Source organism: Planococcus sp. 107-1 (assembly GCF_021513255.1).
Taxonomy (GTDB): domain Bacteria; phylum Bacillota; class Bacilli; order Bacillales_A; family Planococcaceae; genus Planococcus.
In genome coordinates, this window is sequence record NZ_CP090977.1 from 2,987,911 (window position 1) to 3,010,672 (window position 22,762).

Below are 22,762 nucleotides of genomic sequence, written 5' to 3' on the forward strand. Positions count from 1 at the left end.
GTGCTATGAAATCTTTTAAAAAATAGAGGGGGAATAGAAAAATATGCAGGATTTCGAAGACTTAGAAAAATCATTCCCTAGTCTTTCAATTTCTAAACGCTATTTCAAATTCCTGTAAATGATTTTTAAAAATGAGGAAAAAGAGAAAGTCGAGACGGGAGAAGTATTTCCATAAAAGAAGGGTATGGAGAAAATAGAGTGTGATGGACGCTATTTCCCTTAAAATGTCTTATACTCGTTGTATAACTATTGTATCGGAGTGATGAGTTTGGCTTTGGAAGATTGGATTTTTCGGTTGTTTTTATTTTGGTACAGCATCGGCATCATCTTATTAGGGTTTGATATCTTGCCTGCCTGGCTTGAGTGGGCGAATGCTTTCTTTCTAATTCTTTCAGGCACTTTAGGTTTTCTTTATTTCCTGAAAAGATTCGGGAAATTTACCGGGAGCATTTTAGGTGCTGTCATCTTCATTTTTACTTTTGTGGTCGAAGGAATGGGAGCTGGCGTCGGTTTTTTGTTCGGTTCCTATGATTACACGGAGAAATTTGCACCGAATGTTTTTGGCGTCCCGATTGCCATCGGTTTCGCTTGGCTGATGGTCATGGCAACCACCCATGTACTGGCACGCTGGATCTATCCTTCAGGCGGCGTGCTTTATGCAATTACCGGCGGAATCGGGGCTGTCATCATGGACTTGATCATTGACCCTGTCGCATATCTCATTAAAGGCTACTGGATTTGGGAAGACACCGGCTTTTACTATGATATTCCTTGGACCAATTTCTTCGGCTGGTTTGTCGTAGCGTTCCTCTTACATATGCTGATCGATTGGCTGATGAAGCGCAAATCATTGGCAGTCTATTCTGAAGTACCGGAAAAGCGCATGGCTTTGCTTTATGTATTGATGATTGCCATGTTCGTGATGCTTGCCCTATTAGGAAAACTTTGGCTTGCAGCAGGGGTGACCACTGCATTGACCGTGATTTTCTCAATGACAGCTTGGAGAAGGAGGATTTCATGATTAAAGCGAAAAAGAAAAAATCATTCGAGCTTGCCTTCGATTCCTATTTGAAGCCCTTGCTCCGCTCTTCTTTTTCCAACCTTTTCGGACGGGGCATCGAAGCTCCGTCCGAAAAGCCCGTTATCTTCATCGCCAATCACAGTTCCTGGTGGGACGGATTGATTTTCTTTTATTTGAATAAACAATTTTGGAAACATGATATCCACATGATGATGCACGAAAGCGGACTTACGCGCTATCCTTATTTCCGTTTTCTCGGCGCTTTTTCAATCAACCGGAAAAAGCCGAAAGACATTATGGCATCGCTTGAATATACGGAACAATTATTAAAGGATGGGAAATCGGTGGTCTTATTCCCGCAAGGCGATGAATTTCACCAAGAAAGCCGTCCGCTGACTTTTCATAATGGCGTCATCTATCTGCTGGAGCGCTGTCCAGATATTCCGATCATCCCCATCAGCCTTTACTATTCGTTCCGGCATGAGCGGAAACCGGAAGTGTGGATCGACCAAAAGAAGGACTTTTACTACCGAGACATCCCAGGCGGGAAAAGAAAAGAGAAAACCGCTTTTTTGGAAACCTTCTGCACAGAGCACCTGGATGAATTAAAAGGATTTGTTGTGGCTGAACAGACGGATGCATTTCAGGAACTCCGGAAAAGGAGGAAATCGTGATGCTCAGCATCTATATTATGCTTCTCTCCTGTTTTTTGCTTTGGACCATCTTCAACAGCTTTTTCCTTCCAGCCTTGCCGGTTTCATTTTCCACTAAGGAAACACCCGCCATTTCGGTTTTGGTGCCGATGCGCAACGAAGAACGAAATGTAGAAACGATCATTTCTTCAATGAAAGCATTGAATTATCCGCATCTGGAAATGATTGTACTGAACGACCAATCCACTGACCGGACGCAGGAATTATTGGAGCAGGCAATCGCTGGTGATACCCGCTTTAAAATCATCCAAGGAAAAGAATTGCCGGATGGCTGGGTAGGAAAAGTACATGCCTGCCATCAGTTGCAGCAAGCGGCGCACGGCGACTATTTACTGTTTGCCGATGCGGACATCCGCTTCCTTCCTTCCAGCGTCGGGCAAACCCTTTCCCTTATGAAACAAAAAAACGCAGCTTTGCTTTCCGGCTTTCCTGCATTCGATGTGCCGCCGCTGCTCAGTAAATTGATGGTGCCGATGCTTCATTTTGTGGTGTTTTTCCACTTGCCGATCGCATTAGCCAATTATACGAAAATGCCGGCAGCCACAGCCGCAAACGGAATGTGGATGATGTTCGAAAGGAAAAGTTATGACGAGATCGGCGGCCATGCTGCTGTACGCGGTTCGCTTGTAGAAGACGTACATATCGCCAGAAAAATCAAAGCGTCCGGCCAGAAAATGCTGTTGGCGAATATCACCAAATCGGTCCGTTGCCGAATGTACGAAAAGAACAGCGAGGTGTGGGAAGGCTTTCTTAAAAATAGCTATACCGGAATCGGCAGATCCCCGCTGATCGCTTGCGGTTTGACTCTTTTCTATACGCTGTTTTACATTGCTCCTCTATTTTTAGCTGTTTTCGGTTTGTTTAAAGGCGAATTCCTTTTCGTCCTTCCTTATTTGCTGACAGTGCTGCAGCAAGGCTACGTCCTTATCAAAACACAACAGCGCGTTCTTCTCGCCTTCCTCATGCCTTTTCAAGCCGCAGCAATGATTGCAGTATTGCTCACAGCCATGTGGAAATCTTGGCGAAAGAAGACCTATTCATGGAAAGGCAGGCAATATTCATGAAAGATGTAATCATTATCGGTGCCGGGCTCGGTGGCTTGTCTGCCGCAGTCACGCTTGCCCATGCCGGATTCAAGGTTCAATTGATCGAAAAAAATAGCCATTACGGCGGAAAACTCATGCCTGTAAAATTAGGCAGCCATCATTTCGATTTCGGCCCTAATACCATCACTATGCCTCAAGTCTTTCAAAACATCATCGAGCAAACCGGCGAGCCGGCCGAAAATTACTTCGAATTGCTGCCAGTGAAAATGCACACACGAAATCATTTTCCGGACGGCACACAAATCGATTTCAGCTCAGATGCCAGCGAAATGGCTCGCCAGCTGCAGTCTTTTTCCGAAAAAGATGCCGGCCGCTATCCTGATTTCATCAAAGAAGTCAGCCGGCTATACGATATGTCCGAACGCTATTTCTTCCCTTCCATCTTCCAATCCTGGACCGATTACCTTTCGCCTTCTTTAGGGAAGTCCCTATTAAAAGTCCGGCCATTGGAAAATATGCATCATTTCTTTTCACGCTATTTTACAAATCCGCAGTTCATCCAAGCACTTGATCGGTATGCGACTTATATCGGTTCTTCTCCTTTTAAAGCGCCGGCTACCTTTTCCATGATTGCTTATCTTGAATTGGTGCAGGGAGTTTTTTATGCAAAAGGAGGAAACGTGTCAATTGCCAATGGTTTTGCAGCAGTTGCCGAGAAACAAGGCGCAGTTTTACGGAAAAATACCGAGGTTTCAAAAATCCTGGTAAAAGATAAAAAGGCAGTAGGCGTCGAATTGGCAGATGGTTCAACACTAGAAGCAGATCTTGTGATTTTAAACGGCGATCTGTTATCAGCTTTCCCCAAACTGGTCAGCGAAGAACACCGCCCTTCCTTTACAGATGCTAAAATCAGCCGATTCGAACCTTCTATCTCTGCTTTTGTCATCACAGCTGCGCTGAATAAACATTTAGACGGCTTAAAGCATCACAATGTTTTTTTCTCAAGCGATTACGAAAAAGAATTCCATGAATTGTTTGCGCTAAAAGACTACAGCGAAGAGCCGACCATCTATATCAGCAACTCTTCCTATACTGACCCGTCCGTATCACCTGATGGCGATAATCTATTCATCCTGGTCAACGCGCCGGCACTTGATGAAAATGGCAAACTTCAAATTGAGCAGGAGCAGTATAAAGAAAAAATCTACGATTACTTGGATCGATACGGAATTGATATCAGAAGCTCGCTGATCGAGGACAAGGTTTTTACTTCTTCCTTTATCCAGGAAAAATTCGGGGCGTACCAAGGCGCTTTGTATGGACCGTCCTCGCATCGAAAAAAAGATGCTTTCCTGCGACCTTCAAATGCCAGCAGTGACATCAAAGACTTGTATTTCATCGGCGGCAGCACACATCCTGGCGGCGGTCCCCGATGGTGACGATGAGCGGCCAGAATTTAGCCAAGCGGATCATCAAAAAATACCGATAAAAAAAGACGACGGGAAATGGATCATTTCCCGTCGTCTTTTTCATTTATCGCACTGACTGATTAAAGGCAAGCCAGAATCGCTTTTTTAGATTCATCCGGCACAAAATGTTTTTCATTGAAGACATTGTAGTTTTTCGCACGGATTGTGGTAAGGATTTCTTTATAAACGAGTCCCGCCCCTTTTACAGGAATTCTGGCATCCATCGGATACTCATGAATGGTTTCGAAAGCGGAGCGGTAATAATGTTCAGCAAGTTCGGCCATTTCTTCCCACATGGCGATAAATTCAGGGCTGACCGTCCCTGAATACAGTTCCTCTTCGGCAAAACCGTTTTTCTGCATCACTTCGGCTGGAAGATAAATTCGGCCAATTTTCAAATCTTCTCCGATATCCCGTAAAATATTTGTGATTTGCATCGCATGCCCGAGAGCAATCGCTCCTTCGTGAAGCACCTGGATTTTGTTAGGCGCAAGAATCGGCAAAAGCATCAAGCCGACCGTGCTGGCTACGTGGTAGCTGTAAGTCAATAATTCTTCTACGGAATAATAGCGTTTGATGGTCAAATCCATTTCCTGTCCTTTGATCAAGGCATGGAATGGTTCTGCTTCCATGTCATAACGGTCAAATACATCTGCTAAAGCGACCCACATCGGATTTTCCGAATCAAAATTGCCCTGCAGGAATTCGTTGAACTCCTGCTTGAAGCTTTCCAGTTCTACTGCCGGATTATCCCCTTCATCTACGATATCATCGACAGTCCGGCAAAAGGTATACACTCCCCAAACTGCTTTCTTCTTAGCTTTAGGCAATAAAGAAAATGTTCGGTAAAAGCTCTTGGAGTTTGCTGCAATCACTTCTTCACAATAAAGATAGGCTTCTTTTAAATCCATTATGAACCGCTCCCTTCACTCGTTAAATCACGTTGGACTTGTTCAGCGAGTAGTTTTGCTCCTTGCATGACAATCGGAATGCCTCCGCCTGGATGAACTGAAGCTCCGACTGCGTAGAGCCCCTGTGTTTTAAAAGGCTTGACTTGCGGACGGAAAACCCCAGATTGAAACAATGTCGGCCCGATTCCAAAACTGCCTCCCTGAAACAGTCCAAAAGCTTCAGCTTCAGTAGGCGTACGCACTTCCATCCATTCCACAGCTTCTCTGAAATCGGGAAATGCCAATTCTTCCATGCGATCAATCACACCGTCAATCCACTCTTTTTCTTCTGCCCACTGTATATCCGTACCTGCAGGGACAGGAATCAAAACATACATGACACCTTTGCCTTTCGGCGCCAGAGAATCGTCGATAATGGATGGATGGAAAGTGTAGAAAGCCGGATCGTCAGGCAATTTTTTATCTGAAAATACGTATTTCATATGGTCGCTGTAACTTTTTCCAATGAAGAATTGGTGGACATTCACATTTTCATACACACGGTCTAAACCAAAATAAAGCAGGACGCAGCCAGAGGAAGGTGTAAATTCCCTTTTCTTCGCTTGCGGCAATACTTCTCCAATAGATGGGAAGTCTCCATTATAGATTACGGCATCATAGCCCTTAAATCCTTCTTTTGTTTCGATTCCTTTTACTTTATCCTGTTCTACAACTATATTCTCCACAGGATGGTCCGTATGTATCTTGAGATTCGGACGGCTCCTTAATTCACTTTCCAACAGCGGAATCAGGCTTCCATAACCGCCTTTTAAATAATGCACACCATGTTCATGCTCACTGAACGGCACAAGCGAATACATAGCCGGAGCGTTAAATGGATCTCCACCAATATAGAGCGCCTGCAGCGTATAAGCTAATTGAAGCCGCTCATCCCGGAAATAATTGGACATCAGTTTCTTTACAGATTGCTGCGGTTTTAGCTTTAAAAGGTTTCTGACATTGCCCGGCGTCCAGAAATCCGATTTCTTTACAAAAGAATGTTCAAGGAAGGCAGACTTGCCAATTTCAAAACGTTCTCGCCCTTCTGCCATAAAACGCAGAAACCCTTCTTTTTCTCCAGGGAAAGTGCTCTCTACTTCTTCGGCTTGCCTTTGAATATCCGGGTATTTCGTGTAGACTTTTCCGTCCGGAAAACGAATGGTATACAGAGGGTCGCAAAGCAGCAGTTCATATCGCTGTTTCGATATTCCCGCTTCGCCTAACAATTCCTGGAACATTTCAGGAAGAAGGACGATGGTCGGCCCTTCATCAATTCGGTAGCCGTCTTTTTCAACAAAGCGAAGGCGTCCCCCTAATTGGCTGTCTTTTTCATAGATGGTGACGTCGTATCCTTGTTGTGTCAGGTATAAGGCACCCATCAATCCTCCGACGCCTCCGCCGATAATTGCGACGTTCATGCGAACCCCTCCAATGCAGGAAGCGGAGAAACAGGAAGTGTTTTTCTTCCATGCTGTTCCAAAATTCCATTGGTCGAGATGCGGGCGGATTCAAGGATGGTAGGCAGTCCGCTTCCAGGATGGGTGCCGCCGCCGACCAACCAGCAATTATCCAATTCCTCAAATTTATTGTGCGGGCGGAAAACCATCATCTGAGTTAGTTGGTGGCCTAAGTTGAACGTGGCACCTTTATAAACCGAATAGTCTTGTTCCCAACCAAATGGAGTGAGCAGTTTTTCCACTTCAATATGGTCGCGCAGCCCTTTGAATTGCGTCTTTTCTTCTATAATATCCAACACAAGGTCACGGAAAGCTTCCTGCTCATTTTCCCAACCGATATCGCTGAAATTATTCGGCACAGGAGCTAGAATATATAAAGCCGATTTTCCTTCCGGCGCAAGCGTCGGATCTGTCACACTGGCATTTTGGATATAAATTGAAGGATCTTCAGAAAGAATGCGTGAATTCGTTATTTCTTCTACATTTTTCTTGTAATCTTTTGAGAAGACGATTGTATGGTGTGACAAATCGTATTTCTTATCGAGCCCCAGATAGATCATAAATGTCGAACATGAATATTTTTTCTTCTCCAGTTTTTCCGGTGTGTATTTTTTGAGGATGCCAGGCTCTACGAGATGGTTCATGACATGGGCAAAATCTCCGTTGATGACAACTTCGTCTGCTTCGATGCGTGTGCCATCTTCAAGATCCAATCCTTTCACAGCCCGGTTCTCGATCCATAGTTTTTTAACCCCGCGGCCAGTGTGGATCGTTCCTCCCAATTCTTCGACTACTTTGGCCATTGCCTGAGAGAGCTGGTTAACGCCGCCAATTGGATGGAAGATGCCATAGGCATGTTCCATATAAGAAAGAATTGAAAAAGCGCCCGGACATTCCCATGGGGACATGCCCAGATATTTCGACTGGAATGCGAAAGCCATCTTGAGGCGTTCATCTTTAAAATAGCGTGATAGAACTTGATAAAGCGTTTTATTGACTTCAAGTTCTGGCAACGCTTTAATCACTTTCGGCTGCATCATATGGATGAATTTATCCATCCGCGATTGGAGGATCGGTGATAACACCTCTAGTTTTTTTCCGGTTTCTTTCATAAACCGTTCATAGCCTTCTCCATTGCCTTTGAAATTCTCGTCAATTTGCGCTCTCATTTCTTTATGGTTCCGTGTCATGATCAAATTCTGGTCTTCAAATACCAGTTCATACATCGGATCCAGTTCAATTGCATTCATGTAATCGCTCAACTTGCGCCCGGAAGCCTCGAATAATTCTTCAACGATGTGCAGCATGCTCAAAAAGGTCGGTCCCGTGTCAAAAGTAAACTCCCCTAACTTCAATTCGGCATTGCGCCCACCGACTTTATCATTTTTTTCATAGACGTCTACTTGGTAACCTTTGGCTGCAAGGAGCATCGCTGCTGCTAATCCGCCAGGTCCGGCTCCCACTACTGCAATACGTTCTCTCATTATATGACCCCATTCCGCTTCAAATGTCCTGTTTAAATTATATTTTTATTATACAAATACTATACGACGTATAATGAAAAAAAACTAGAAATAAGCTTTTTAAATTCTGAAAAATAATTTATTTTTATATTCTTTCTATATCACTAATCAATTCTAACTTTCCCTCTTTCTCATTCTTAAAAACAAATAAACAATACACTTTCCAAAAAGATACAAAAAAGCGCTGATCCAATCTTTTAATGATTGGATCAGCGCTTTTTTTATACATATTCAATTACTTAAGAATTTTAATTTTTACGTTTTTCCGTCCCCATTTAAGGGCATTGCTTTTCGATGGCATGAAGACATCAATTTTCTTTCCTTTAATCGCTCCGCCAGTGTCTCCAGCAACAGCGTAGCCATAGCCTTCAACATAGACTTTTGTACCAAGTTTGATCACCTTTGGATCTACTGCAATGACTTTAAGGCCTGGGTTTTTCTTTAAGTTCAATCCGGTTCTTGTAATTCCTGAGCAGCCTTTGCATGATGCGGTATAAGCAGATGCAGAAACTGTGAATTCTTTGACCACTGAACCTGAAGTAGAACGCGAAGGCGTTTTTGTTTTAGATGCAGTTTTTGCTGTAGACTTTACCAGTTTCAGCTTTTGTTTCGGATGAATCGTATTGGACTTCAAATTATTCCATGACTTCAAATTTGAAACCGATACTTTTTGTGTTTTTGCTATTTTATATAATGTGTCTCCACTTTTAACCGTATAGGTAGATGATGCTGCTGAGCTCTCAAGTGACATGCCAAGGAACAAAACTAGTGCAAAACTTAATACTATAAGTAGTTTTTTCAAGTTGTTCTCTCCTTCTTTGTTTTAGCAGTACAATCAAAATAGCATGTAAACATTACAGTTGTGTAACATTCCGTAGGTCATTTTATTACAATTGAGTTCTTTTTTGTGACAAAATTACCTCTGAATATTCAAAATACTTCGTTTCCAATGCTTTTCTTTCCTCTTTTACTGCCTTGTTGTCAAAATGCCTGAAGCTTTTTGCCCACAAAAAAAGAGAGATTCTGTACAGACAGAACCTCTCTAAATACTCTTTATTTATTGGCTTTATGGACTTTCAATGTCTTGCCTTTAACCGTTTTCTCTTTCATGGCTTTCAGCACCATCGGGCCTTTGCCGTTTAAGATGTCGATATAGGTTACCGTATCTTGGATTTTAATGATTCCGATGTCTTCCGCAGTCATTCCCGGAATACTCGTTAAGGTGCCGACAAAATCAAAAGCACGGAGTTTCTTTTTCTTGCCGCCGTTGAAATACAATTTCATGATGTCTTTATTGACCAATTCATTTTTGTTTTTCTTCAATTTTGGACGGCTTTCCATTTTTTCAGTGAAGGCTATTTCTGCCTCCGCTACTCTTTCTTTAGATGGAGCATCATTCCGCTCCAATTCAAAACCGATATAAGACTCAATTTCATTTAAAAACTTGTCTTCGTAAGGTGTAGCAAACGTAATCGCTTTCCCCGTCTTGCCTGCACGCCCTGTTCTTCCTGCCCGGTGAACGTAGCTTTCTTTTTCCAACGGGAGATCGTAGTTGATGACGTGGGTGATGCTGTCGATATCAATGCCTCGCGCTGCGACATCCGTCGCCACCAAGTAGCGGAATTCTCCGCGCTTAAAATCATTCATTACTTCAAAACGGTCTTCTTGAACCATTCCTCCATGCAATTTATCGCATGTGTAATAATGTTTTTCAAGTTGCTCCATAACGAAATCCACATTGTCTTTTGTTCGGCAAAAGATGATGCAGCTATCTGGATTTTCTATAATAGTGACATCCCGCAGCAAAGAGAACTTTCTTTTTTCATCTACTACATAAAGTGAATGTTCAATCTGATCCGTTAATGTGTGCGTGGAGGCAATCTCGATATGTTCCGGATCCCTCATGTATTTTTGCTGCAGCTTTTCAACGTTTTCCGGCAATGTCGCAGAAAACAGCATCGTCGTCCGCTCTTTCGGCAATTTGTTGATAATGGATTCCACTTGCTCAATAAAGCCCATGTTCAACATTTCATCCGCCTCGTCCAGAACCAAATAAGCGATGCGGCTTAAATCGATTGTCTCTCGTTCGATATGGTCGAGTACACGGCCTGGTGTCCCCACTACAACGTGGCATTTCTGTTTTAATTCGGCTTGCTGGTAAGCGAATGGCTGCTTGCCGTAAACTGCGGCTGCTTTTATGCGTTTAAAGCGTCCAATATTCGTAATATCTTCTTTTACTTGGTCGGCTAATTCCCGTGTAGGCGTCAAAATCAGCGCTTGCGGCTTGTTTTCTTCCCAATCTACGAGTTCGCAGATGGGTATGCCGAATGCTGCGGTCTTCCCGCTGCCGGTTTGTGATTTCACAGCTACATCGGTTTTCTTTAGCGCAGCTGGCATCACTTTTTCCTGTACTTCGGTCGGACTCTTGTAGCCAAGGCCTTCGAGTGCCCGTAAAATCGGTTCACTTAATTGAAAATCATTGAATTGTTGATTGCTCATTTATTATAGCTCCTTTTCCGTTCAAAAACGTACACCTTATTCGATTATCTCACGGATCGGATTTTTTTGCCGTAAATCAATTATTGAAACTACTGTCATTGATCCAGAAGACTGACGGAAACTTTCACTTCAAGGGATTGGCTTCCTCCGCGGTAGACACCCTGGACCGGGCTGACATCATTATAATCCCGGCCGACTCCGACACGGATATGATGTTCCAAAGCTTCTACGTTATTCGTTGGATCCAGGCCGACCCAGCCGATTCCGGGAACCATCACTTCCACCCACGCATGGCTCGCTGCATCTCCGACAAGCGCCGAGTTTTCGCCTACATACAGGTAGCCGCTCACATAGCGCGCCGGTATCTGTTTTGCCCGCAGAATCCCCAACATGACATGGGTGATATCTTGGCATACCCCTTTTCGCAGTTCAAATGACTCCTCCGCTTTCGTCGACACATTAGTCGATTCTCCGTCATAGGTAAAATGGTTATGGATATATTCCATGACGTCAATCGAATACTGCACCGGGTTCGTCATCTCGCCTAATTCCTCGTCCACCCGGGCCATCTGTTCCGGTGACAAATACGTATAAGCTGTATTGCTCAAAAAAGCCAAATAATGCTCGCTGAACAACTGCGAATGGAAAATCGCATTCATTTCCGGTGAATAGTCAATCCGGTGAATAAATGGACTTTTTTGGATACTCACAATCGATGTCGCTTTTACTTCAAGATGCTGATGGTGTTCCGCAATGAAGAAAGTTTCCACGTGATTCCCCCAAATATCGATATGCTCTTTTGTTAAAGAGGCAGGCGTGATATCGGCACGATAAGAAAGCAGACGCTGGCATTCGTCGGTCCTTGGTTTCAGCCGAATTGAATTCATGCTTTGGTCGACAATCGTTTCATATTTAAAAATATTGGTATGTTCAATTTGATATTTCATAGAACTGATCTCCTCTGCACTCATGGATTGTGACTGGCTGAAACCCATATCTTGTATTGTTGGATCGATTAAATAATAGGTCTTCGAGAAAAGCTGCGAAATTTCATTGCAGCCGTCCTGGAAATGATTTAAAAAATCCATCATTTCATCTGTCGTGAATTCTTCGATTTTCACTTCATTGAATTCAGTCCGCATCTCATCCAATTTGGCATAGAGCTCCCATGAATAATGCGAGACTTTCCCTTCTTCCAATACGTCAATCGCTTCCCTCACATGATCCAGGCAGTAGCGGATTGAACGCGGAAAAGCTTTATTCGAAATCAAAAAGCTAAGCACGTGGCGAGGGTCCATTTTCGGGGGATGCGATTTTAAATACGCTTCATATGCATTGGTCATCCTTAAAGCCGATAGCCAGTAATAATAATCCTCAGTTTGCTCATCCAATTGCTGCTCATACGTCCGTTCACAAACGACGTTTAAAATCCTGGCCGTCTTTTCGGCCCGTTCAAGCCATTTGCCGATTTTAATAATTTGGTATTCGACCCCCCTCGACATCGACGATTCGACGATTCCTTGCGATGTCAGGGCTGTCGTTTTCACGCGTTCCAAAAACAGCCCGATTCGGCTATTTCCGCATTGACTGCGGTCTATATCTTGAAGGGCCAAATAACAGCGGTTCCAAGTTTTCCAGTAATCATCTATAATATGATCCCTGCTTACCCGGGCATTCTCCCTTACCATTCGCACGCAATTCGAAATGGAATTCAAATTCTGATCATCTATCGCTAAATAATGGATCAAGTGGTCTTCGCCATGCGCTTGCTGTTTTTTCAAATAATCCAATTCTTGCTGAGTGGCACAAATTTCATAAATCAGCTTCCAATCGCTATCCCTGACCAAGTCTTCATCTGAAGCTTCAATCATCTGAAGCAATTGCACATCAAGTATCCGGGCATTATTCTCTGCCCTTTCCGCATTCCGCGACATCCAATATAAGGCATTCGCTACTCGGCTAAGCATCAAGAAGCCCCCTATCCTCTTTTTCTTTATACACCCACGTGTCTTTACCGCCGCCCCCTTGAGAGGAATTCACTACTAAAGAGCCTTGCTTCAGGGCGACTCGCGAAAGGCCTCCCGGAAGCACTTTCGTTTCCTTGCCTCTCATGACAAATACCCGCAAGTCTACATGGCACGGATAAAACTCTTCACCTTGATAGGCAGGGGCCCTTGAAAGCTTAATAGTGGGCTGGGCAATATATTGATGAGGAGATTCGATGATTTTCTCCCGGAATTTCTCTATCAGCTCTTTCGAGGCATGGGGACCGACAAGCATATCGTAGCCGCCTGATGATCCAACATTTTTAACGACGAGTTCTTCAAGATGATCAAGAACCCATTCACGATCTTCTTTATTGCTAAGCAAATACGTTTTGACATTATCGATAATCGGCTCTTCGCCCAGGTAGTAGCGAATCATGTCAGGCACATATGCATAAATTGCCTTATCGTCTGCAACACCGTTGCCGATGCCATTTAATATGGCTACATTCCCGTTCCGGTAAGCTTCAAGCAGCCCAGGCACTCCAAGTGCTGAATCCGCTCTGAAAGCTTGCGGATCAAGAAAATCGTCATCGATCCGGCGGTAGATGATGTCCACCCGCTGCAGCCCGCGGATCGATTTCATGTAGACGATATTCTTCTTGACGATCAAGTCCCTGCCCTCCACTAAGTCGATGCCCATTTGCTGAGCCAAAAAAACATGGTCATAATATGCTGAGTTGTACATTCCTGGTGTCAATAAAACCGCAAAAGGTTTTTCATTCGAGGTGTTCGGCATATGGTCGAGCATGGCCTGATGAAGATAAGACAATTGATGTTCAAGCGCATGCACGGAATGGTTAGCGAAGAAATCGGGATAGACCTGTCTCATGACATAACGATTCTGGTACACATAAGACATGCCCGAAGGATTTCGCAGATTGTCTTCAAGAACATGGTATTTCCCAAATTCATCGCGTATCAAATCGATGCCAGCCAGGAAAATATGATTCTTGAGAGGAATATCAATTCCTTTCACTTGCTTCGAATAATAGTAGGGATTTTCTTCGACTAAATGTCGGGGCACGATGCCTTCTTCGAGGATTTTCTGCTCATGATAGACATCATCGAGAAATCGGTTAAGAGCTTCCGTACGCTGAATCATTCCTTTTTCAATTGTTTGCCATTCGTCCCGAGAGATGATAATCGGCACAAAATCAAAAGGCATGGTCCTTTCCGTCCCGACATTGTTGTTGTAAACCGTGAACGTAATCCCTTGCCGCAAGAATGCAAGTTGAGCTGTATCATGCTTTTCTTTAAGCTCTTCTTCGGTAAACCGCTGCAATATGTCATAAAACTTCCGGTAATGCGGTTTCGGAACCTTTTGCTCGTTGAACATCTCATCGAAAAAAGGCTTGACCTGATAGGAATCAAACATAATACAACTCACCCTTTCTTAATATTCCGTTAATTTTAAAGCTTAAAAAAAGCTATAGCTCATAGGCTTGCGAGCAATAGCTTTTCTGTTGGGATATTCACTTTTATTTGTCGAAAGTCGATTTATCGGTTGAAGAAGAATCATTTGATAAATCTTTTTTCAATGACTCACTGTAATCCGTACTGCCGCCATAGACTCCGCCGCTCGGGGTTGAAGTGTCTGGAGAAACACTGCTTGAAGAACTCGTATTTGATGAGCCTGAAGCACTGGACCCAGCCGTTTTTGATGTAGAAGAAGAATCTTTAGTAGACGTGCCGCCCACTTCATCCTGCAAAGTTTGGTTGGCTTTATCCAACATGTCTTTTTCTTTATCCATCATTTTTTGCTGGCCTTCAATGGCACTTTTGACTGTTTCCACCGCTTTGCTCACGCCTGGTTTCACTTTGTCGACCATGCCGCCTGATTGTTCATTGAAGCGGTCTAGCCCTTTCTTTACATTCTCTTTCAAATTGCCGGCTTGAGAAGTTTCATTGCCGTTGGAATCTACTTTTTTCTGGGTCATTGCTGCACCAATTACTGCCCCGACGCCTAATAACACAAGCTTGCCAAACATACCGCCTGAATTTCTAGCCATTTTCATCTCTCCTTTTCAGTTTTAAAATACACTGTGCTCTTAGTATTGACTGTTTTAGCCTATTTCAAACATAAAAAAGGAAAAAAGAAAGACACCTTCTAAGCCAAAGGTGCCACAAAATTTATACAAACTATTCAATTTTGCCCTCTTCTTTTATCACTTGTTCAAAGGCCTCGACTACTTCCGGATCGTATTGAATGCCCGCAAGTTGCTTAATTTCTGCCAAAGCGAACTCAGCGGTAAAGGCTTTTCGGTAAGCACGGTCTTCCGTCATCGCATCGAACGTATCGCAGACACCGATGATTTTCGCTTCCATTAAAATTTCTTCATCCACTAAACCGAACGGATAGCCTCGCCCATTCACTCGTTCATGATGCTGCTCAACGATATCCGCAAGTTCTGCGTAAGGCGTATGCCTGATCATTTCAGCTCCGTCTCCAGGATGTTTTTTAACCAGCTCGAATTCAGCATCAGTCAATTTATCAGGTTTTTGCAATACAATTTTAGGTATATTAATCTTGCCGATGTCATGGAGAATAGCAGCAAGATATAAATTTCGAACTCTTTGTTTAGGCAATTTCATTTTAGTGGCTGTTTTTACTGCATAATGTGCAACGCGTGAGCTATGGTTAAAAGTGTAGCGGTCTTTTTGCTCAACAGCTTCCCCAATTTTTCGCAACTCTTTAATTTCTTCGCTTAAAAATTGAAAAGCTGGAGCAGTCGAAACAGAAAGTAAGGTAACATCAGATTTCGTCAGAAAATCTATGGTTCCGTTTAAATTCTTTGCAGAAAAAAAGTCATGGGCACCTAACTTAACTTTCTCCCCATCAATTTCCGCTTCAATTTCGCCTTCTAGTATGTAGTAAAATTCTAGAACATCTGCCTCTTCACTTGGAAAAAGAATAAACAATCGATCTTTGAGAATCGTCTGCTTCATCATTTCCAAACCCTCTCCTCGTCCAAGCAAGCTTAGAGTTGTCGAATCATTATTCACTTTTTCGAGATATCCATTCTTCAATATGTCTAAGCCTTTCACGATTACACGTCCTTTAGAAAAAGATGAGAGTATCGGTTTCCCGATACTCTCATCTTACTGTATCTATGAGGTTTTATCCAATGGTAATTACCATCCAACTACTTTGATTGGATCGATTAAGGCGATGCGATCTGCGAACTGGACAGGAATCCATTCGATTTCTACATTAAGCCCTGATTCTCTGGCTTTTTCAACACCATGGCGTGTAATTTCTTGAGTCTTCACGTCAACTTCAGAAATGATTTTCGTCAATTTTTGTTCATAATCCGCTTTTAACAAAGCGGGGTCTCCAGCTTCACTAACAGCTAAAAGATAGTCTTCATATAATTGATCTGCCTGTGCTTGCCCTTTTGCAATTACATCGTAAATTTCAGCATTTACTTGTTCCACTTCGTTAAGCGCTTGTGCGATTTCTGGAGTTATCACTGCTTCTTGAGCAAAAGCAGTAGTACCAACCATAACAGCAAGAAGTACAGATAGTAACAATGCAACAAAACCTTTTTTGAACATTCTTCTTCCTCCCGACAATTAAATGATGTGGTGAACACAAGTTTAACTGTTCTATGTAGTAATGCCTGATTCTTTCGAGCCTAGCAGTTATACCTATTAAAGTTAATCTCGATGCACCTATTATAGTATATATGAATCATGTTTTTTGTACAAGATTTTCTAAATTTTCTTTCTATTCTATTTTTTTAAAGACTTTTCACCTAAAAAAAGACCAGACAAATGTCCGGTCTCCCAAAAATCAAGGCAACACGGTCGCCCCCATCAGATAGCGGTCGCATTCTCTTGCTGCTTCTCTTCCTTCATTAATCGCCCATACAATCAGGCTCTGGCCTCTTCGCATATCTCCAGCTGCGAATACGCCTTCGACATTGGTAGTGTATTTTCCATATTCCGCATTGACCGTGGAATTTGCGCTTGTTTCAACTTCCATCTGTTCAATGAACTTCTGGTCAGGTCCACTAAATCCGATGGCAATCAAGACAAGATCCGCTTTCCAAACTTTTTCCGTGCCCGGAATTTCTTCGCGGATGCGGTTGCCTGATTCATCGATTTTCAACTTGACGTTCACCGTATGAACTTCTTTAAGCTGGCCATTTTCATCGCCTACAAACTTCTTCGTCATAACAGCGAATGCTCGTGGATCTTCCCCGAATGCAGCTGCCGCTTCTTTTTGTCCATATTCCACCCGGTGCACACGCGGATATTGCGGCCATGGGTTTCCTAAGTCATCGCGCAATGCACCTTTTTTATCGTAGACATCAAATTGCACTAAGCTTTTGCAATTGTGGCGAACGGATGTGGCCAGGCAGTCTGTTCCCGTATCTCCACCGCCAATGACAATCACATTTTTTCCTTCAGCGGAAATATAATTGCCATCCGCTAAATTCGAATCCAGTAAACTTTTCGTATTGGCATGCAAGAAATCCATTGCGTAATGGACGCCTTTCAAATCACGGCCTTCTACAACGATATCACGATGTACAGCAGCTCCTGTGCACATAATCACAGCATCAAAATCCGAGCGAAGCGCTGATACCGGATAATCTTTTCCAACTTCAGTATTTGTAATAAATGTGATGCCTTCTTGTTCCAAAATTTTGACGCGGCGAAGCACGACGTCATACGATAATTTCATTTCCGGGATTCCATAAGTCAGCAAACCTCCGACTCGGTCGCTTCTTTCAAACACGGTCACGAGGTGCCCCGCTTTATTCAATTGGGCTGCAGCCGCTAATCCAGCTGGACCCGAGCCAATGACGGCCACTTTTTTGCCGGTTCTTGAAAGAGGCGGTTCCGGAACGACCCACCCTTCCGCAAACCCTTTTTCGATGATGGAACGTTCAACTGTCCGGATAGCTACTGGCGATTCATTGATTCCGAGGACACAAGCCCCTTCGCAAGGAGCTGGACAAGCCATTCCTGTAAATTCCGGAAAATTATTCATAACGTGTTCCCGCCGCAATGCTTCCTTCCATTGCCCTCGGTACACCAAGTCATTCCATTCAGGAATTAAATGGTAAACTGGGCAACCCGTCGTTGATCCTTCCAACTCCATGCCGGATTGGCATGTCGGCACGCCGCAATCCATGCAGCGTGCCCCCTGCTTTCTCACTTCTTCATCTGAAAGAGGGATTGTATAATCCGACCAATCTTTTTTCCGTACTGCCGGATCTCGTTCTTTCACTGTTTGCCGGCTGTATTCCATGAAACCAGTCGCTTTTCCCATCAAACCCCTCCAATTCTTTACTTGCATAGATGGCCGCTTACGCCTTTCGGAGCTGACCAGCCGCTTACGCTTTTCCTGTTGCCATTTTGCTTTCTTCAAACGCTGCCATTTCGGCATCAGATTTTGCCATTCCGCTTTCCTGCAATTTGCTGATGCGTTCATTGATTTTCAAATACGCTTTCGGGATGACCCGGACAAATTTAGCCGAATAGATTTTCCAGTTGTCGAGCAGGCGTTTGCCATTTTTGCTGCCTGTATACTGAACATGCTGTTCGATCATATGGCGCAATTCTTCCATTTCACCCGGTTCGACAAGCGGCTGCATATGAACAAGCTCAGCATTGCAGCGTTCAGCAAATGTCTCGTCTTCATTCAATACATAAGCGATGCCGCCCGACATGCCGGCTGCAAAGTTTTTGCCAGTCTTGCCTAAAATAACAACGCGACCGCCTGTCATATATTCACAGCCATGGTCTCCGACACCTTCAACGACGATATTGGCCCCACTATTACGGACCGCAAAACGCTCTCCTGCAATTCCGTGGATATACGCTTCGCCGGCAGAAGCTCCGTAAAATGAAACATTCCCGATAATGACATTATTTTCAGGAATAAACGTCGAATCGCTTGCCGGATAGACGATGATTTTCCCTCCGGATAAACCTTTCCCTACAAAATCATTGGCATCTCCAATCAGCTTAAGCGTCATTCCTTTAGGGATGAACGCACCGAAACTTTGCCCGGCCGATCCTTGGAAATTGAAATTGATTGTGTCTTCCGGCAATCCTTCTGCTCCGTATTTCTTGGATACTGCATAACCGATGATCGTTCCGGTTGCGCGATGGATGTTTCGGATGGCTGTTGTGACATCAACCCGCTCACCCGATTCAATCGCTTTTCTGGCACGCGGCAGCAATTCGGTATAATCCAATGTATTCTTCAATTCATGATCTTGTTTTACAGTCGCGTAGCGCCCTACCTTTTCAGGCAGATCCGGCTGATACAATAAAGCGGAAAGGTCGAGTCCACTAGCTTTCCAATGGTCTACTGCCTGTTTCGCTTCAATTACATCTGTTCTTCCGATCATTTCGTTGATTGTCCGGAATCCGAGTTCCGCCATTAACTCACGTGCTTCCTGTGCAACAAAGCGCATGAAGTTTGCGACATGCTCCGGATCGCCCATGTATTTCTTGCGCAGCTCAGGATTTTGCGTAGCAATTCCGACCGGACATGTATCCATATGGCATACACGCATCATGACGCAGCCAAGAACGACTAATGGAGCCGTTGAAAAGCCGAATTCTTCCGCTCCGAGCAAAGCAGCGGTAACGACATCGCGGCCTGTCATCATCTTCCCATCCGTTTCGACAACAATCCGGTCACGTAAACCGTTCAGCAGAAGCGTTTGGTGTGTTTCCGCCAATCCGATTTCCCATGGCAAACCGGTATGCTTCAAACTCGTCTTCGGCGCAGCGCCAGTACCGCCGTCGTATCCACTGATCAACACAACATCAGCACGGCCTTTTGCAACGCCGGCTGCAATGGTTCCAACGCCAACTGCCGATACCAGTTTCACACTGATGCGGGCCATTGGATTAGCATTTTTCAAATTATAGATCAGCTCTGCCAAATCTTCGATCGAATAAATATCGTGATGAGGAGGCGGAGAAATCAATTCTACTCCAGGAGTTGAACCACGGACTTCCGCTACCCACGGATATACTTTTTTGCCTGGCAAATGTCCGCCTTCTCCCGGCTTAGCTCCTTGAGCCACTTTGATCTGAATTTCATCTGCATTGACCAAATAATGGCTGGTTACGCCAAATCGGCCAGAAGCCACTTGTTTGATCGCGCTTCGGCGGCTATCGCCATTCTCATCAGGGATGAAACGGGAAACCTGCTCTCCGCCTTCTCCCGAATTGCTTCTGCCGCCGATCCGGTTCATGGCAATCGCCAATGCTTCATGCGCTTCTTGGCTGATTGAACCGAATGACATCGCGCCTGTTTTAAAGCGCGCACAAATTTCTTCAATCGTTTCCACTTCTTCTATTGGAACAGGAGTCCGCTTCTTGAACTCCATTAAACCGCGCAAGGACTGGACATTCGAAGTTTCTTTCGTTAATAGGCCTGTGTATTTTTTAAACACTCGATAATCATTCGTCCGGCAAGCCTGCTGCAGCGTATGGATCGTTAATGGATTGTATTGATGCGTTTCACCGTTTGCCCGGTATTGGTACTCATCTCCAGCTTCCAAGAATCGATCTCCTGTTCTGCGTTCCGGATATGCCTGTTCATGACGCATCAGCGCCTCTTTTGCAATAATATCAAGGCCAATCCCGCCAAGCCGCGAAGAAGTACGCGTAAAGTAACGATCGATTACATCCATATGAATTCCGACCGCTTCAAAGATTTGTGCACCTCGGTAACTTTGGATGGTTGAAATCCCCATTTTCGACAAGACTTTGATGATTCCGTCGGTTACGGCATTCACATAGCTCGCTTCCGCTTTTTTATAAGGAACACCGACAATGTCTTCTTGTTCAATCAGGTCTTCAATGGTGCGCAAAGCCAGATAAGGATTGATTCCTTCAGCTCCATACCCGAGCAATGCGGCAAAATGATGGACTTCCCGCGGTTCTGCAGATTCCAGCAAAATGCTGACTTTCGTCCGGGTTCCTTTGCGGATAAAATGGTGATGCAAACCGGAAACGGCCAATAATGCAGGAATGGCCACATGCTCCTCGTCCACACCCCGATCTGAAAGAATCAAAAGAGTAGCTCCAGCTTCATAAGCTTGATCGGCTTTTATAAACAGCTCTTCCAGTTCCTGCTCCATCGCTTCCGGTCCACCGGATTTTTTGAAAAGAATCGGCAGCGTAATCGTTTGGAACTCCACGAGCTTCTGCTGGCGTAATTTTTCCAAGTCATCGTTTGTCAGTACAGGCGTTTCGAGACGGATATGGCGGCTGCTTTCCGGCCGAGGATCCACTAAATTGCCTTCGGCACCGATTGTGGTGCGGGCAGCGGTGATAATATGCTCACGAATCGCGTCAATCGGCGGATTCGTCACTTGTGCAAATAATTGCTTGAAGTAGTTATAAAGAAGCTGCGGTTTTTTGGATAAGACGGCCAATGGTGAATCATAGCCCATTGAACCAACCGGATCCTTGCCTTCCGTAGCCAGTGGCTTGATGATTTTTTGGACTTCTTCTGTCGTATAGCCGAATGCCAGCTGCTGCTCCACAAATTCTTCTTTAGTTACAGTCTGACCAGGAATTGAAGGGACCGGAAGATCCTCCAAATCCAATAGATTATTCTCGATCCAGTCTTTATAAGGAAGTTCCTTGACAATTTGCATTTTGATTTCTTCATCCGGAATAATTTTTCCAGCTTCTAAATCGACTAGGAGCATTTTGCCTGGACGCAAGCGATCTTTGTAAATGATGTCATCAGCAAATATGTCCAATGCGCCAACTTCAGATCCAAGAACGATCATTCCGGTTTTCGTCACGTAATAACGCGCAGGGCGCAAACCGTTTCGATCCAGGCAAGCCGCTATTTGACGGCCATCCGTAAAGACCAGTGCTGCCGGTCCATCCCAAGGCTCCATTAATGTACTATGAAATTCGTAAAAGTCTTTTTTCTCTTTCCGAATGGTCGGGTCGTTAACCCATGGTTCCGGAACCATCATCATTGCGGTATGCGCCAGTGAGCGGCCTGATAAGTGAAGGAATTCAAAGCAGTTGTCGAACATTGAAGAATCGCTTCCGCTTTCATCAATAACGGGCAAGACTTTTTGAAGTTCTTGCTCATTGAAATAAGGGGAACTGCAAAGCGTTTGTCTTGCACGCATCCAATTCACGTTTCCTCTGAGGGTATTGAATTCACCGTTATGGATTGAGTAACGGTTTGGGTGGGACCGTTGCCAGCTCGGAAAGGTATTCGTACTGAAACGGGAGTGAACTAATGCCAGCGCTGATTTGAATTCAGGGTGGTTGAGGTCAATATAGAAGGAATCCAGTTGTTCTGGAATTAGCATGCCTTTGTAAACGATCGTGCCTGCTGAAAGGCTGCTGAAATAGACATCTTTGAAGTCCTCATTGCCGCCCATAACCATTTCAATGCGTTTGCGGATGACATAGAGTTTGCGTTCAAGCGCCATACGGTCTCCCAGATTTTCAGAAGCCGCAATAAACACTTGGCGTATGACCGGCTTTGTTTTTAAAGCCACTTTCCCTACAAAAGAATCATTTACTGGAACTGGCCGCCAGCCTAGGCATTCCTGGCCTTCCTCTTCTACAATTTGCTTGATGATTTCTTTCGTTTTCATGCGCAGCTCATAATCTTGTGGCATGAAAATCATCCCAATGCCGTATTTTCCAGCTTCGGGCAGAATAATCCCTTCTTTTTCGCATTGCTTTAAAAAGAAACGATGAGGAATCTGTGTTAAAATCCCTGCTCCATCCCCTGTGCTCGTGTCCGACGATTGGCCTCCCCGATGCTCCAAGTTGCAAAGAATGTTGATTGCGTTCTGAACAATCGCGTGTGATTTTTCTCCATTAATATTAGCAATCATCCCGATTCCGCATGCCTCATGCTCTTGATCCGGATGATAGAGTCCTTGTTGTTGCGGATATTCTCTCTTGCTCATCAAATCGCCTCCTTCATTACGATAAAGTGTCATAATGTTTTGATAGTATACCACATGTCTGAATATATATACAATTCCATATTGATATTTTTTTCACATTGTTT

General features: G+C 44.2%; 16 protein-coding genes and 1 pseudogene. 4 read left to right on the top strand and 13 right to left on the bottom strand.

The genetic code is table 11. The annotated features are described in order from the left end of the window. Window positions 1-262: 262 nt before the first annotated feature. The 4 genes from L0M13_RS15490 to L0M13_RS15505 are packed head-to-tail and all read left to right on the top strand — an operon-like array spanning window position 263 to window position 4,219. Window positions 263-1,021 (top strand): carotenoid biosynthesis protein, encoded by a 759-nt coding sequence (locus tag L0M13_RS15490; protein ID WP_235197338.1) that lies wholly within the window; start codon window positions 263-265, stop codon window positions 1,019-1,021. Next, on the top strand, window positions 1,018-1,695 hold the full coding sequence (locus L0M13_RS15495) for a lysophospholipid acyltransferase family protein (RefSeq protein ID WP_235197339.1): 678 nt from the start codon (window positions 1,018-1,020) through the stop codon (window positions 1,693-1,695). The genes L0M13_RS15490 and L0M13_RS15495 overlap by 4 nt, the downstream gene beginning before the upstream one ends. Further along, a complete protein-coding gene (locus L0M13_RS15500) occupies window positions 1,695-2,798 on the top strand; it encodes a glycosyltransferase family 2 protein (protein WP_235197340.1) in 1,104 nt (367 codons plus the stop codon). Before L0M13_RS15495 ends, L0M13_RS15500 begins: the two co-directional genes overlap by 1 nt. Next, window positions 2,795-4,219 carry a phytoene desaturase family protein gene (locus L0M13_RS15505; protein ID WP_311195583.1) on the top strand — a complete coding sequence of 475 codons (1,425 nt, stop codon included), beginning with the start codon at window positions 2,795-2,797 and terminating at the stop codon, window positions 4,217-4,219. The genes L0M13_RS15500 and L0M13_RS15505 overlap by 4 nt, the downstream gene beginning before the upstream one ends. A gap of 110 nt (window positions 4,220-4,329) precedes the next feature. On the opposite strand, the gene L0M13_RS15510 is transcribed toward L0M13_RS15505, so the two are convergent. The 13 genes and pseudogenes from L0M13_RS15510 to gltB form a co-directional block, all read right to left on the bottom strand. After that, the gene (locus L0M13_RS15510; RefSeq protein WP_235197341.1) at window positions 4,330-5,160 is read right to left on the bottom strand and encodes a phytoene/squalene synthase family protein; all 831 of its coding nucleotides are present in this window, start codon (window positions 5,158-5,160) and stop codon (window positions 4,330-4,332) included. Then, window positions 5,160-6,617, bottom strand: coding sequence for a phytoene desaturase family protein (locus L0M13_RS15515; RefSeq protein WP_235197342.1), 1,458 nt, complete (start codon window positions 6,615-6,617; stop codon window positions 5,160-5,162). The genes L0M13_RS15510 and L0M13_RS15515 overlap by 1 nt, the downstream gene beginning before the upstream one ends. Beyond that, window positions 6,614-8,140, bottom strand: coding sequence for a phytoene desaturase family protein (locus L0M13_RS15520; RefSeq protein ID WP_235197343.1), 1,527 nt, complete (start codon window positions 8,138-8,140; stop codon window positions 6,614-6,616). Before L0M13_RS15520 ends, L0M13_RS15515 begins: the two co-directional genes overlap by 4 nt. 274 nt (window positions 8,141-8,414) lie before the next feature. Beyond that, window positions 8,415-8,981, bottom strand: coding sequence for a 3D domain-containing protein (locus tag L0M13_RS15525; protein WP_235197344.1), 567 nt, complete (start codon window positions 8,979-8,981; stop codon window positions 8,415-8,417). Between the two features lie 251 nt (window positions 8,982-9,232). Continuing rightward, window positions 9,233-10,678 carry a DEAD/DEAH box helicase gene (locus L0M13_RS15530; RefSeq protein ID WP_235197345.1) on the bottom strand — a complete coding sequence of 482 codons (1,446 nt, stop codon included), beginning with the start codon at window positions 10,676-10,678 and terminating at the stop codon, window positions 9,233-9,235. Between the two features lie 95 nt (window positions 10,679-10,773). Next, the gene (locus L0M13_RS18780) at window positions 10,774-11,625 is read right to left on the bottom strand and encodes a transglutaminase family protein (protein ID WP_397443547.1); all 852 of its coding nucleotides are present in this window, start codon (window positions 11,623-11,625) and stop codon (window positions 10,774-10,776) included. A 135-nt stretch (window positions 11,626-11,760) separates the two neighbouring features. Next, window positions 11,761-12,645: pseudogene (locus tag L0M13_RS18785) on the bottom strand (alpha-E domain-containing protein); the annotation flags it as partial. Beyond that, a complete protein-coding gene (locus tag L0M13_RS15540; protein WP_235197347.1) occupies window positions 12,638-14,101 on the bottom strand; it encodes a circularly permuted type 2 ATP-grasp protein in 1,464 nt (487 codons plus the stop codon). The gene L0M13_RS15540 and the pseudogene L0M13_RS18785, both read right to left, overlap by 8 nt. Before the next feature lie 103 nt (window positions 14,102-14,204). Beyond that, window positions 14,205-14,735 carry a hypothetical protein gene (locus tag L0M13_RS15545; protein ID WP_235197348.1) on the bottom strand — a complete coding sequence of 177 codons (531 nt, stop codon included), beginning with the start codon at window positions 14,733-14,735 and terminating at the stop codon, window positions 14,205-14,207. A gap of 130 nt (window positions 14,736-14,865) precedes the next feature. Continuing rightward, on the bottom strand, window positions 14,866-15,771 hold the full coding sequence (locus L0M13_RS15550; RefSeq protein WP_235197349.1) for an HD-GYP domain-containing protein: 906 nt from the start codon (window positions 15,769-15,771) through the stop codon (window positions 14,866-14,868). Window positions 15,772-15,858: 87 nt separating this feature from the next. Continuing rightward, window positions 15,859-16,281: a hypothetical protein gene (locus L0M13_RS15555; protein WP_235197350.1), complete on the bottom strand. Its 423-nt coding sequence runs from the start codon at window positions 16,279-16,281 to the stop codon at window positions 15,859-15,861. Window positions 16,282-16,519: 238 nt separating this feature from the next. Beyond that, the gene (locus tag L0M13_RS15560) at window positions 16,520-18,007 is read right to left on the bottom strand and encodes a glutamate synthase subunit beta (protein ID WP_235197351.1); all 1,488 of its coding nucleotides are present in this window, start codon (window positions 18,005-18,007) and stop codon (window positions 16,520-16,522) included. A gap of 64 nt (window positions 18,008-18,071) precedes the next feature. After that, window positions 18,072-22,658 carry a glutamate synthase large subunit gene (gltB, locus tag L0M13_RS15565; protein ID WP_235197352.1) on the bottom strand — a complete coding sequence of 1,529 codons (4,587 nt, stop codon included), beginning with the start codon at window positions 22,656-22,658 and terminating at the stop codon, window positions 18,072-18,074. Between the last annotated feature and the right edge of the window lie 104 nt (window positions 22,659-22,762).